We start from the raw sequence: 13,555 nt of genomic DNA, 5'->3' as shown, positions 1-13,555 counted from the left end.
TCAGGGATTTCCAGTATCGTTTTTCCAGGCACAGATGACTTTGCTCCTTGGTTGGTAATTTTCTTTTTTCTCAAGTATCAAAGTTTTTGGTCTGTGCCAAGTCTTCTTTCTCTGTTCCAATCCCTTGTGGACCGATTTAGTGTCAGCGCCTGGCCTGGAAAAAAGTACAGAAAGCCAGCCCGGTCAATGATGATTGAATCCGGTTTGCGGAGATTCTCAAGTGACCCGACCAGCATCTGGCGGGGGGCACCAACCAGAGTGGCATCATCGAGCCCCATCAAAATGACATTGCGAAACTTGCCGTCTTCAGCTCGGGCTCGCGAATTGCTTTTAAATAATCGGACGGCCCATTCCACACCAACAACGCCGCGAACCCTGAGCAAATCGTTTTCGGTCAGAGTTTTGACTTCGTCAATATATTGGGTTTCGCGGTCCATGACCCAAATATCAGCATCCGCAACATCACGGATCTGACTGACGGTTCGGCGCATCAATCCCCAAAAAATCGAACTCTGATGTGACATCAGAAAGGTTGAAAACGCGATGGCAAAAATCAATCCGAGGAATTTTGCCCGATCACCGGTTAGCATTTTGAGTGCCACATAGTTCATAATCGCCACTTATTTCTGGAATACTGATTTATTTTTGAACACTGTTCAAATTTTGGGTAAAAATTTTTGGCACGTGATTTTCTGGCCCAGAACAATTAAAGGAATGAGGGACGAAGGATGAAATAAAGTCAATTCTTCAGCCGATGTCTTCAGCCCGAAAATCTTCAGATCCAAATCACGCACTCACCGCTGGCTCATCCCGCCGCCGGATACCGTCCAAAATCATATCAATCATGCGATTGATGAGGTGTTCACGTTCCACAAAAGGAAAGCCGGGTTGGGTTAACAAGAGCGCCGTCACCCCGTGCATCGCAGCCCACACGGCCTGACAGGTTGTTTCCAGGTCTGCTTCAACCAGATACCCGTCATCCATCGCCTGTTTGACGGATTGTCGAAGATTGTTGAAACACTGCATCCCATATTTGCTTTTATGTTCTGCCCGCTCGCCTTGAAAAACCGACTGGTCGTCCATCACAAAAACCAGAAGGTAGTGATGCGGATGACTCAACCCAAAGTCAATGTAGGCCCGGGCACAGGTCCGCAGCATTTTCAAGCTATCAGATTGCTGACGATTCAGGCTTTTGAGTGTGGCGTCCAGTTCTGAGAAAGTCTCGGCACAGAGGGCATCGAGGATTTCAGCCTTGTCGCGAAAGTAAAAATAAATGGCGGTCGGCGAGTACTCGATCTTTTCCGCGATTTTGCGAATTGACGCATTGCGATAGCCTTCAGTCACAAACAAATCGCGGGCAGCATCAAGGATCATCCGCCGCAGGTCTTCTTTATGTTTCGTTTTGCGTTCTTTGATTCCCATTTTTAACAGTGTTAAAATTTCAAGCGGTGATAAAATAAAGCTGGTTTGACGGAATGTCAACCAGCTTTTGCAGCCTAATTGGTTGTTTCCGGTGCGGTCAATCCTGAAGTCGGATTGCGAACTGGTTATTCTGCAGGACAGTCTGCTCAAATTTTCATAATTTTAAGGGAAAAATTTTGATTCTCACCAAACTTGCTTTGTATCGGGGCGCGGTTTCATGGTGAAATAAGCGGCCTGACAAATTCCTACCTACCCACCTTTGCACCTCAGATTATTCTTGCCCCCTGAAAGGGTTGGTCAAATGAGCGAACCACGATTTTCTTTTCCGGACCAGGCATTGGTGCGCCTGCTTCAAACTTCTCTTGATCGTCTCAGCGCCGGGTTTGGCGATCTTCCACATCTAAACACTGGAGAATCAATCCAACCTGAAGTCATTCAATCAGTTCTCAATCAGGTTGCGGATCGTCTGGTTGATAATTATCCATATTTCCATCCGCTGTATGCGGGGCAAATGTTGAAACCACCGCACCCAGTCGCCCGGCTGGCCTATTCGTTAGCGATGTGGATCAACCCCAATAACCACGCGCTGGATGGTGGAAAAGCCAGTTCGGCGATGGAAAAAGAAGCCGTGGCCCATCTGGCTGAAATGTTTGGTTGGGAAACGCATCTGGGGCATTTGTGTGGCGGCGGCACTATGGCCAACCTCGAAGCCCTCTGGGTCGCTGGGCGGCTCAACCCTGGAAAAACGATTGTGGCGTCCGAGCAGGCCCATTACACCCATCATCGGATTTGCGGGGTGTTGGGAATTCCTTTTGAATCAGTTCCCTGCGATTCAAAAGGCCGCATGAATCTCTCAGTGCTTCGGGAAAAACTCGCCACGGGAAAGGTCGGCACGGTGGTTGCCACCATGGGCACCACGGCGATTGGGTCGGTTGACCCACTGGCTGAAATCCTCGAACTGCGCCCCGAATTTGATTTTCGCGTGCACGCCGATGCCGCCTATGGTGGATATTACGGGCTGGCCAAAAACCTGGCCGGAGATGCCCGCCGCGCCTTTGATCAATTAAACAAAGTTGATTCCCTCGTGATTGATCCGCATAAACACGGCCTGCAACCCTATGGCTGCGGCTGTGTTCTGTTCCGGGATCGAAATGTCGGCTGGTTATACCGCCATGATTCACCCTATACCTATTTCAGTTCAGATGAATTGCACCTGGGCGAAATCAGCCTGGAGTGCTCTCGCCCCGGAGCGGCAGCCGTCGCGCTGTGGGCCACGCATCAGCATTTTCCCCTGGTTCGCGGTGGTACCTTTGCCAGTCAGTTGGCCAAATCCCGAACCGCAGCCCTGACCCTCTTTCAAAAACTCAACGCTGATTCCCGCTTTTTGACGGCCTTTGAACCCGAGCTTGATATTGTGGTCTGGATTCCAAAAGCCCGAAATGCCTATCAAGTGAGTGCGCTTTCCCGCCAGATTTTTGCTGAAACCGCCCGCCAGGGATTACATCTGGCGCTGGCTGATCTTCCAGTTGAATTTTTTAACCTCGAAGCTGCGGGAATCGAAATTGATCAACCCCACGTCACCGTGCTCAGATCAGTGCTGATGAAACCGGAACATCTGGATTGGATTGAAGATATCTGGCGGCTTCTTGATCAGGCGACAACAAAATGCAGGAGCAACCAGGCGTTCGTCAGCCATCAATAGCGCGCTCAATCCGCCAACGAGCATCAAGTGTAAGCCAAGCCTTTGTCACCTGGCCTTCCTGGCGGGGGTGGGCCTGGTGTCTGGGCGTGTACGGCCTTGGAATGCTGGCGACAATTCTGATTGGATTTGGCACCGGGTTGCTCAAAGTTCAAGTCGTTGCAATCACCCCAATTCAATTGGGAGTGCTCACGGCTCTGATTTTCCTCAAGCCCTGTCTGGTCGAAGAAACCATTTTTCGGGGACTGTTGCTTCCTCATCCATCCGAACATAAACCCCAAGGATCAGTCTGGAAATGGAGCATTTTCAGCCTGAGTGTGTTTATTGTTTCCCATCCGCTCAATGGATGGCTGATCAAACCCGCCGTGCTGGGATTGTTCCTGAGCCCGGCATTTTTGGTGTGTGCCGGAATTTTGGGACTGGTGTGCACGCTGGTGTATGTGCGCACGGGTTCGATCTGGCCGCCGATTCTGTTCTCCGTTGCGGAAAGGTCGGATTTCGCCCGGAGGGCGCCGGAAAGTAGCCGGTGTGGAAGCCGGCTTTGCGGCGCACCCACCGGAATACGGACCGCCAACGGTTCGCGCCCGGATGGGCGCTGGATCAAAACCCCAGGCACGAGGGAACGGTTACCGAAACTTTGCCGATGAAAGCTTCCAGCGCCCATCCGGGCGCGAGGGAAATGGGCACGAATCCCGGTGGTATGCCCAAAGCGGCAAACCACCGGCTACTCTCCAGCGCCCTCCGGGCGGTGATTGTCAAACTCAAGTGACCTTTCCGCAACGGAGATTGTTCTTACCTGATGTTGACAGAATGGAAACTTATTTTTTCGGAATTGATTGCGAACCCTGGGGAGCAACTGGTGGTTGATTCACGGCAATTTGATGAACCAGCCCGGAATGAAATTTTAATAAGGTCTCCAGGCGCGGATGATCAATTTCCGCAATGACAGTTTTGATACTTCTTCCTGGCTGGATGTATGAGCGGGCAATAACCGTTGTGCCGGTTGATGCCGTCAAATCAACCGTTGCCGGATTCGGATCAATCGAGGTCTCGACATACAATCCGGCTGAATCCGATGAATTTTCTGACCTGGATGCTTCCAGCACGGAAGGAGGCTCAATCGGTGTTTGGCTCACAGTGGGAGATGGAGTTTTCTTTTCCGGCTGTGATGTCACGTTCAAAACCGGTCGTTCAGAAGGCTGATTTGAACCAGTTCCGAAGTGGAGTTTGACCGCCGGGTCTCCGAGAATGACAAAGCTTCGAGCATCGTTATTGGCCGTCCACAGTCGGGAAAGCAGCCCCGGTTCCGGGATTTTTCCATTGTGTTTGACTTCATAGAGTTCTTTGGAAAGCTCAGTGGAAATTTCAGCATACCGGTTGTTGAAGTATTCAAGGGCGTACCCAACCGGCATGCCTTTCAAAAGGCGCTGACAAACGCTGTTAAAGCCTTCGGTCAGTTTGGCGGTGTCTTGCCAGACAAATGAATACCCCCAGGCGAGATCAATATGCCCAATCACTGCCAGTGCTCCACCGTTGGGGTGAGCCAGCATTTTTTTTGGAAGCGCGGAAAGAAAGCTGGTTGCCGCCAGATCTTTGCCGCGCTTGTTCAAGTGCGGGAAATCGTCATAGCGGGGCGTTCCCGCTCCATAACAGGCAAAATGGAAGGTGAGCATTCCCCACACATTAGCCTGATTCGAAAGGGTATCGGCTGAAAAATAAAATTCCGGAGGGATTGGCTGCCGTTTCCACATCAGCGGCCCGGGCCATTCCTGGCAAATCAGCGCTCCCTGATGGTTCAACTGGTTTGCGTCGCCTTTTGAAAATCCGGCGCCGTGGCTGGCGGTGAAGAGAAGTGACGGGGTTTCACTCCCACCAAGCAGTTTTGCAAGGCGGGTCGTGGTGGCATCAGCTTCCAGGATTCGATTGAGTTTCCAATGTGGAAAGGCAGCCTGCATTTCGTTGGCGAGCGGTTTGACCAGGTCGTCACAACTAAGTCTGGTTGCCGGGTCATCATCATTTTTCACGCCAAAGAAAGCGGTTTCCGGGCGGTGGGTTTGGCCGGTTGTCTCAAATTCGACAACGCTTTGGGCATAGGCGCGATACTGGTCAGGTGTCTCAAAATGAATCCGTCCAACGGCATGCTGTACATCCAACTGGTATTGAAAATGAAACGGGATGGTTTCTGGATCGCCTACAATCAGAAGATAATAGGGGATTTTTGCCGGATTGACCGGGCCCATGCCAGCACCATTTCGCCTGAGAAAATCCAGTTTGGTTTCACCCGTTTGAAAACCAGTCGCACCCGAAAATTCCTTGAAGCGACTTCCAGCCTGATTTTTGCGGTGTTCGATCAATGCACTGAGTGCCTTCCGAACTTCCGGGTCCGCATTGGCAGCAAAGATCACACCCCATCCGGATTGGGCCAGATCAAGTGGGTCAACGCCTTCCATCGGCAGCAACCGGGGAAGGAGGTTTTGATCGTGCTTTTCTTTGAGTTCATTGACGTGCCCGGCATCAGGTTTTTCAGCCACAATTTGTGCTGCAAGTTGCTCAGCCGTCATCGGATCAACCAGATAGTCACCGGTTGAGGCGTTGATTCCGTTGAAATAGAGTTCGTCTGACATAATACCATTTAGGGTTCAGGGTTCAGGGTTCGGGGTTCAGGGTTTGGGAAATACAATTTTTTCAACGATTTAGCTTCTCTATGATATAAACATTTCATTGCAAAATGGTATACACTGAGAAACCACATGAGGCTACTTTACGACTGAATCTTTCACCGCCTGGACATTCCACCGATAGAGTTGTTTCTCTTCGGTAATGACTTCAAGGAACTCTCCGTTTTGACTGAGTGCCAGTGTGATGACATCTTTTTTATGGATCAACGGGCGGCCAAATGGAGTCGCTTTCCCATTTATGTCAACCGTCCACAGTCTGACGACTTCGTCTCCGGCGGCTGCCAGCAGGGTTTGGCCCTGGTATTTAACCCATGACAGGGCAACCACATTGCCGGGCATTTCCAGGTTGGTTCCTATCTGTTTCTCAGTTGAAATTTCATAAAAATAAACGTTGTTGTGGTTATCACCAGCAGCCAGATATTTCCCGTCGGGGCTGAAAACCACCGAATAGACATTGCCGGGCAAGTTTTTATCAAAGATGGGTAGGTCAGTATCCTTTTTGTTAAGATCCCATATCTTTACCTGTTCATCTTCACTGCCAGCGGCAAGGTATTTGTCGTCAGGAGAGAATGCCAGTGCCGTTATTTCTCTTTTAAATCCATTAAATTCCCTAAAGCGTTCAGATGAGCGCGAGTTCCAATTCCAAATGCGAACTTTGTTATCGGTTGAGCTTGCGGCAACGATCATTCGATTATTGGAAATTGTGCCGGCAACTGCCGGTGCGGGAAGTTCAGTTGGGAACTCCCTGATGACAGATTGGTTTTTATCCAAAACCTGAACCGTCTTATTGACTGGGGTTACAAATACCGGTGAACCATCCTGATCAAGGGAAAGCGAAGAGTTATTTTGGATGAATGGAAGAGAAGTTGGTGGATTTGATGCAGCTACGTTTTGACTCAAAGAACTTTGAACTGTTTTGAAATCTTCTTTTGTTCCATCAATCAAGGCTGCAATTCTCGTTGCTACCTTGGTTTGGAGTATTTTTAAGTCCTGAATGCTGGTTACCTGCTCAATCTCCTGTTTAATTTCTTTGAGCGTTCCATCGTAATCGCCTCTGATTTTAATAAGGTCATTCGCTAAGTCACTGCGAGCCTTCTCACTTGCGGCAAGATTCGCATTGGCAGCCCTCGTAATTTCGGCTTGTTTCTCTTTTTCTGTGTCAATGATTCTTTGTTTTTTATACTCTGCTTCTTCAAGGAGTTTTACCAGTTTTATATCAGCTTCTTTTGTTGCCGCTTTTACCGCTTCTCCCACTGCTATTTTTTTCTCGTCCTCTGCTTTTTGTTCGATTTCTCTGCGCTTGCGATTCGCTTCAGCGATTATTCTCTCTTTCTCTTGATTGGCTTTTTCAATTGCTTGTTTGACCGCATCTGCTTTGTCTTTTTCTGCTTGTTCGATAGTCTGAGTCCTTTTATTTTCAGCGTCTTTCACAATAGTATCTACTCTCAAATTGGTGTCTTGCTCTGATTTCACTCTTGCAGCCTCAAGGTTGTTTTTATGTTCGTCAGTCAGTCGTTTGATTGCTGCGTCGCTTCTATTTTTGGCAACCAGGACAAACCCGCCCCCAAATAAAACACCACAAACTGCAGTGAAAAGAGCTAAACGTGATGCCCATTTTAATCGCTCTGCCGCCTGTGTTTTTTGAAGGGCTATTTCTTCAGCCTCAACTCTGCGTACGGTTTCCAGTTCTTGAGCTTTTTCGGCTTCGATTCTTCGTTCTTCTTCAAGTTTTTGACGGACCTCAGCCTGTTTACGGGCTTCTTCCTCAAGTCGTTGGCGTGTTTCAGCCTGTTTGCGGGCTTCTACTTCGAGAAGTCGCTTTGCTTCTTCTGCTTCAGCGCGAGCCTCGGCTTCGATTGCTTTGAGACGATGTTGCTCGCGGGAATCAGCTTGTTCACAAAAGTTAAGAAACTCCTGATCATTCGGTGTTAACTCAATCTGCTGCTCATCAATCTCAGTTCTGGCTCGTTCCAAATCCTGGCCTCGCAAGAGCAAACTTTCAGGATACCCCTGTTTCTGCCAGAGCATGGCCTGTTTTTGTAAAAGCGTTAAATTGGACTCAAACCAGGCTTTATTATTTTCAAGGACAGGCTGAATTAACCGGTCGTGCGAGAGTTCATACCAGGTTGAACCAAGTCTTCGTTCGGCTCGAACCAGATGCGCATCCACCAGCTTTTTGATGGTTTGGTTTGATAATCCCTGGCTTGCCTGCGGTTCCTGAATGACTTGCCCCCGAATGCCATGCCGGGTGATTAAATGGTTCTCAAACCAGAGGCGGATTGGGGATTCAGTCGTTTTTGATTGGGCGATGGCTTCAACCGTTTGGGCGTAATATTCACCAAGTGCGGCGTCAACATTGCCCACCTGACGGTTTTTGATGTCAGCTTCGGTAATTTCCTTTTTTCCAGAGAGTTTTTCCCACAGGTTGTAACAAACCACCTGGAGTTGAACCGGTTCGATATGATTGCCGATTTCCTCTTGTTTATTTCCATCCAGGTCCTGAATCACAATTTTGGCCAGATCTTCGGTCAAATACCGTGCGGCTTCGTTGGTGAAGGTCACTCCTTGAGAGTGGGCAGGTTTTTGGATGGCTTCGGCGGCGGCTTCTTTGGTGAGGAGTTCCAGCCGAAATCGGGTTTTGAGTCGAGTCGGAACCAAATACAGAAATGGATCAAGTGCTGGAACAAATTCTTCGCGCATTGAAAACAACACCCATACTTCAGGATTGCGGAGAACCTGTCCAATTTGTTTGAAAAATTCAATTTTGACGTCCTGATCAACCGGATTTAAGGTCAGAATCTCTTCAAATTGATCGAAAAAGAGAACTTTTAGCTTGTCTCCCTGATGACCCGCCCAACGCTGATTTAAATATGCCTCCAATGTCAGGCTGGATAATTGTTCGATGTTCCACCGGTCTGCTCTCGGAAGACCTTCTTCAAGCGATAACAACAGGCTCAGAATGTAACGGTTGGAGGTTTCAGGGTGCTGGCTGGAGGTTACGGGAACAAAACTAACCCGTAGCGTCGGAAAAACTTCAAATCCTTCTTCCTGAAGTTTGGGCCGCAATCCAGCCTCAATCAATGAAGACTTTCCAGCCCCTGACGGTGAATACATTAGTACAATGCGTTCGGCCAGAAGCAGGTCAAACAAATCGAGAATTTCCTGATCGCGGCCAAAAAGGGTTTCGCCTGGGCAATAGGGACGTGGTCCAACATAGGGATTTCTGCGGCTGGTAGATTGAGATGACATGGTTTTCTCTCCGGAAACGATCAAACTCAAAAACTCGAAAGTACTAAACTTGAGTGTAAACCAATGGCCGAACAGGATTGGGTTCTGACAATTACAAGCTCTGAGGTTTTTTCCCGGTCAGGAATTTACTTCCGTATTGTCTGACACCACGGGTATGCAGCTCAGTGACAAACTGCTCAACGGTTCCCTCATAAATGCTGATGTCAGAATTCTCAAAGTATTTTTGCAAGTAATTTCGCGCCTGATCCGGCTCAATGCTGTGGCTGTACTGGGGATCAATTTGAACCGCCACGTGAGTGAATTTCTCACGCAACTTTTTTCCTTCCTGATCAAGAAGACTTCGAAACAAGACCCGGAAGTTCCACTCATCAAGCTGAAACCCCAGGAACAGAAGGGCTGAGTTATTCAGGGCACCTCGAACGGCAGATGGAATTAACTCCCGAAAGCGTGCCGTATGAATGAGATAGTCAAAGTAATCATCTTCGGTTAAAACCAGAGATTCAGGTTGATCAAACGTCCCAAATAAATTGTAGACAAGAGGTGTATCTACGGTTGGTTTAAATTTTGATTGTTCCGGATTCCCCCCCTGCGCAGACTTATCAAACTCAATCACGATTGGTGGTCGGGAAAAATCGGTCATTGCCCGTTCCATGAGATTATCCGGTTTGGCGGTAATATAAACCGGACAGCGAAGTTGGGCTAAGAGGTAATGTGGATTTTGGGTTGTATTGGGTGACGTCGCGGGGTCAGTCAGAATTTGATAGAGCAAATCATTGATGGAAACATCATGCTCATCTGAAACTTGAATATGTGGAAAACGGCGGAGCAGTTCTTGCTTAATATTCCAAATCAATTCATCACGCGGGAAAAAATAGTCCTGCTGGATTGCCAGAAATTGGGCGACCTGGGGCAGATCATCCCGATTATAGGGTGCCAGTGGAAAATGGTGAACTTCCGCCCATCGCTGGGCAATATCACGAGTTGACGGAAGTAACGATTCAAGCAGCCCGAATCCAAGAATGGTGGTACACCGACCATTGTTGATATGGTTTAACAACCCACTCCATTTGCCAAAATCGGTTTGTTTTCGAACAAACTGGGTACGGAAATTCCCGTTTTTCAACCGCATATACAGAACCGGAATCGCGCGCTCTGCCACATCGGAAATTTGTCGGCGAGCAACGGACATCGCCTGATCCAAAATTCCCTGATCGTGTAATTCTGAGAAAAACACCGGCATAAATTCCGCCACGGTCTTCATCTTTACACTACCCTGCATCGCAACAACGGCTGGAATTCCTGCATCTGCCAGCCGTGGGCCCAAAGCTGAAAGCTCACCTGAAAACGTCATTGCAGAGGCAGCATCGGTTGTCCCACCGCTTTGGCATGAAGCCAACACGATAAGTTTGGGCGGTGACTGAAGCTCTTTGAGTCGAATATCCACGAACTCAATGCCGGAAACGACCGACACTGCACCGACTTCATCTTCCAACCACAATTTCGGATGGGTCTCAACCACGGCACCGTGACAAACCAGATATAAAACATCAAACCCTTCGCGCAGATAAAAAGACAGGTTGTCTATGGTTGCCTTATTATTAAATGGTAAGAGCTTTACGTGAGCGATGCTCTGAGATTTCAACGCCTGATGTGCTTCTTGCCGTTTGTTATCCAGGATTGAAACTTCAAATGGTTTCAAGCCAGGTAAAATGTGTTGAATCTCGCCGGCGACATCAATCGGGGTCAGGCGTTGTCCATTGGGAGCATAGTTGTTCAGATTTTGAGGATTTGCGACGACGAGCAAGACCTTTTTGAGTTGGCCATTGCCTCGATAGGGGCGAAACCGACTGGAAATAATGTAGCGTGAAAAGAAAAACAACTCGCTGGTAAACAGTGGTGACAGCTCTTCAGGGTCGCACAACCCTTCCCAGGGCAAGCAATGGAGTTCCTGGGCATTCGGATTGATAAATAATCGAATTCGTAGCGGTTCATTTGCGGCAGATGCTGCTGTTTTGGCTTCCAGAAAAGCCTTTTTGACCTTTGGATCGGCAAACAGTGCGTGAGTGAGTGGTAACCCGAGAGCCGAGGGCAAGGTGGCACTTAATGTGTGCACGTTGATGGTGGCCAGAGCCGGACCCTGCCGAATGAGCCGGGTTTCTTCCTGGGCTTGAGGATCCAGCATCCGCATTTCGATGGCATAGCTGTTTTTCTCCTTATCCCAGTTATGGAGTCCGATTTCGAGTTCGACTGGATTCATGGTTTTCTCCATTCAAGTTGAGCTGGCATTACGGACCAATGAAAAATGGAAATGTCTGAATCGGAAATTTTCTTTGATTTAGACTTGAGAGCTTATATAAGAAAGCGGAAAATAGTTCATTAACAGTCATCAAATTATACTGTAAAAAAGCTTTCTGAAACCACTGCGCTAAAAGTGTAGGAAAGAATTGTTAATTAACTATTTAACCAGCAGCTATCAATTTTGTTCTAACGGATTAAAAACTGATTCAAGGCTGGCAAAATGGAAGAGCTGGCGGATATATTCTGGAAAAGAAATTGATTGGTGTGAGGCAGGGCATGGGTTTTTTCAGAAAACTATTTGGGCTGGGTCCTAAGGTTCCCGACTGGGCGTCATTTTTTTCGCCTGAGGAATATGAGCGGTTTCATCAACTGGTCAAGGAATACTTTGCCAGGGCAGAGTTAAAGGTTTCTCTCAATGACGGTATCGCGGCGGTGCCCTCAACCAAACGCCAGTATGGCCTCCAAAATCTGGCTCAGGTCTGTTACCAGGCTGAACCCGAAGTCTGGGCCGAGGTGATTACCCATCATTTCCAAACGATTCTGGAAGCTGAAGTCGAAGGCCGAGAATTTGAAGAAAAACTCGCCGATTTTTCCCAGGTCGCCCCCTTTCTCGCGGTTCGGTTATACCCAGACAGTTATCTTGACCAGATTGGCCCGGACAAAGCAGTTGCCTCAATTGATCTGGAAGGCACCGCGACAATGCTCGTGCTCGATTTAGAGAACGCCATCCGAACCATCGGCGCTGATGACACCAAACCCTGGGGAAAATCAAACTATGAACTCATTCGGCTGGGACTCAACTATGTGCGCGAGGTCAGTGATGTCGAGGTGAGCGATTTTCAGATCACCGATGAGCTTTCAGTGAAAATCATATCCGGCGATAGTTTTTTTGCCTCAACTATGGTGCTGCTGCTTGAGGAATTTCCCGAATGCCTCGGGTTGTATGGGACGCTGGTGGGTGTTCCGCATCGGCACGCCGCCATTCTCTACCCGATTCAGAATCTGGATGTGATCAAAGCTGTCAATGTTCTGATTCCACTGGTGAGAGGGTTGTATAATGAGGGCCCTGGCTCAATCAGCCCAAATCTATACTGGTATCGCCACCAGAAATTTATCAATTTGCCTTATCGGGAAACACGCAAAGCCCTGCAGTTTTTCCCTCCGGCTGAGTTTACAGATATGGTCAACCGGATGGCAGCAAGTGAGTGCGTATCCGATGAATGAGAGAGATACCCTCGATGACTCGAACAGCCAAAGATCTCAGCCGCTCATTTGAACTGATCCTGGTTGACCCCAACCCGGACGTTACAACGGCACTCAAACTGCATTTCAAAGGGTTTCGCAAAGTTGAAATCGTCACCAGCCGGTTTGAAGACTTGCCGGTCTTTGACTGCATGGTGAGTGCCGCCAATTCATTTGGCCTGATGGATGGTGGCGTTGATCTGGCCATCATCGGTTTTTTCGGAGTTGAACTGCTTGACCGGGTCCACGCCCGGATTTTGGATGAATTTTTGGGGGAGCAACCGGTTGGAACGTCACTCATCGTTGAAACCGGTCATCCCAAACATCCATTTCTAGCACACACCCCGACGATGCGTATTCCAATGCCGATTGCCATGACCGACCAGGTGTATTCAGCGATGTGGGCGATGTTGCTGGCAGTTCGCAAACACAATTTGAACTCAGACCGCCCGATTCGGACGGTGGCCTGCCCAGGGCTCGGCACCGCGACGGGTCGTGTTCCGGCTGAGGAAGCCGCCCGCCAGATGGCGCTGGCCTATCGTTATTTTCTCTCCCCTCCCGAACTCATAAGCTGGCCGATGGCTCAAGATCGGCAACAGGCCATCCGGGTTGGAGGCGATCTGGGTTTCTTGAAAATGACAAAGTGACAGGTGGTGCATAGGCTCGATATTTTCAGTTTTGAGTTTGGATACCCGCTGTCCGTGGCGACCTGATAAGTACCTTACCGAAAATTTCCAGACATATTGAACCACGAAACCCACGAACTACACGAAAAGAATCAAACACTGACCCAATCCAATATCTCAGGAAATTTATGACAAGGTACTTAGAGCGTGTCGCAGAACGGATCTTTGGAAAGAAAAGAAAACAGGGATAAGAGACTTGAAAAAGAAAGACGGTATAGGGTTTCCTAAGGAAATATGAAAAACCGAGAGGAAACCCATGACCGAACCAAAGAAGTGTACCG

Annotated in this window: 9 protein-coding genes; 4 read left to right on the top strand and 5 right to left on the bottom strand. The window is 48.7% G+C overall.

The annotated features are described in order from the left end of the window. Positions 1-77 precede the first annotated feature (77 nt). Together HY774_28525 and HY774_28520 are read right to left on the bottom strand one after the other, a co-directional pair. Complete coding sequence (locus HY774_28525; protein ID MBI4752455.1) at positions 78-611, bottom strand: ABC transporter permease; 534 nt, start codon at positions 609-611, stop codon at positions 78-80. Between the two features lie 175 nt (positions 612-786). Continuing rightward, positions 787-1,482, bottom strand: a complete 696-nt coding sequence (locus HY774_28520; GenBank protein MBI4752454.1) for a TetR/AcrR family transcriptional regulator — start codon at positions 1,480-1,482, stop codon at positions 787-789. Positions 1,483-1,723: 241 nt separating this feature from the next. Here HY774_28520 and HY774_28515 point away from each other — a divergent pair, with 241 nt between their 5' ends. Together HY774_28515 and HY774_28510 are read left to right on the top strand one after the other, a co-directional pair. Further along, positions 1,724-3,124, top strand: coding sequence for an aspartate aminotransferase family protein (locus tag HY774_28515; protein MBI4752453.1), 1,401 nt, complete (start codon positions 1,724-1,726; stop codon positions 3,122-3,124). Continuing rightward, on the top strand, positions 3,088-3,768 hold the full coding sequence (locus HY774_28510; GenBank protein MBI4752452.1) for a CPBP family intramembrane metalloprotease: 681 nt from the start codon (positions 3,088-3,090) through the stop codon (positions 3,766-3,768). The genes HY774_28515 and HY774_28510 overlap by 37 nt, the downstream gene beginning before the upstream one ends. Before the next feature lie 171 nt (positions 3,769-3,939). On the opposite strand, the gene HY774_28505 is transcribed toward HY774_28510, so the two are convergent. From HY774_28505 to HY774_28495, 3 genes are all read right to left on the bottom strand, one after another. Next, a complete protein-coding gene (locus tag HY774_28505) occupies positions 3,940-5,745 on the bottom strand; it encodes a hypothetical protein (protein ID MBI4752451.1) in 1,806 nt (601 codons plus the stop codon). Between the two features lie 132 nt (positions 5,746-5,877). Next, entirely contained in the window at positions 5,878-9,048 is a 3,171-nt protein-coding gene (locus HY774_28500; GenBank protein MBI4752450.1) for a hypothetical protein, read from the bottom strand. A 91-nt stretch (positions 9,049-9,139) separates the two neighbouring features. Beyond that, entirely contained in the window at positions 9,140-11,305 is a 2,166-nt protein-coding gene (locus HY774_28495) for a CHAT domain-containing protein (protein ID MBI4752449.1), read from the bottom strand. Positions 11,306-11,622: 317 nt separating this feature from the next. Between HY774_28495 and HY774_28490 the strand changes: the two genes are divergently transcribed. Together HY774_28490 and HY774_28485 are read left to right on the top strand one after the other, a co-directional pair. Continuing rightward, the gene (locus HY774_28490) at positions 11,623-12,570 is read left to right on the top strand and encodes a hypothetical protein (protein ID MBI4752448.1); all 948 of its coding nucleotides are present in this window, start codon (positions 11,623-11,625) and stop codon (positions 12,568-12,570) included. 14 nt (positions 12,571-12,584) lie between these two features. Beyond that, a complete protein-coding gene (locus HY774_28485) occupies positions 12,585-13,235 on the top strand; it encodes a macro domain-containing protein (protein ID MBI4752447.1) in 651 nt (216 codons plus the stop codon). Positions 13,236-13,555: the final 320 nt, after the last annotated feature.

It is taken from the genome of Acidobacteriota bacterium (genome assembly GCA_016208495.1).
GTDB lineage: Bacteria > Acidobacteriota > Blastocatellia > Chloracidobacteriales > Chloracidobacteriaceae > JACQXX01.
Note: the sequence above shows the minus strand (reverse complement) of the source record. Positions and strands in the feature narration are given on the sequence as shown.

Bases quoted from the DNA above. Each gene is read 5' to 3' on its own strand.
- HY774_28505 (MBI4752451.1), bottom strand. From the start codon at position 5,745: ATGTCAGACGAACTCTATTTCAACGGAATCAACGCCTCAACCGGTGAC.
- HY774_28500 (MBI4752450.1), bottom strand. From the start codon at position 9,048: ATGTCATCTCAATCTACCAGCCGCAGAAATCCCTATGTTGGACCACGT.
- HY774_28495 (MBI4752449.1), bottom strand. From the start codon at position 11,305: ATGAATCCAGTCGAACTCGAAATCGGACTCCATAACTGGGATAAGGAG.
- HY774_28485 (MBI4752447.1), top strand. From the start codon at position 12,585: ATGACTCGAACAGCCAAAGATCTCAGCCGCTCATTTGAACTGATCCTG.
- HY774_28510 (MBI4752452.1), top strand. From the start codon at position 3,088: ATGCAGGAGCAACCAGGCGTTCGTCAGCCATCAATAGCGCGCTCAATC.
- HY774_28490 (MBI4752448.1), top strand. From the start codon at position 11,623: ATGGGTTTTTTCAGAAAACTATTTGGGCTGGGTCCTAAGGTTCCCGAC.
- HY774_28515 (MBI4752453.1), top strand. From the start codon at position 1,724: ATGAGCGAACCACGATTTTCTTTTCCGGACCAGGCATTGGTGCGCCTG.
- HY774_28525 (MBI4752455.1), bottom strand. From the start codon at position 611: ATGAACTATGTGGCACTCAAAATGCTAACCGGTGATCGGGCAAAATTC.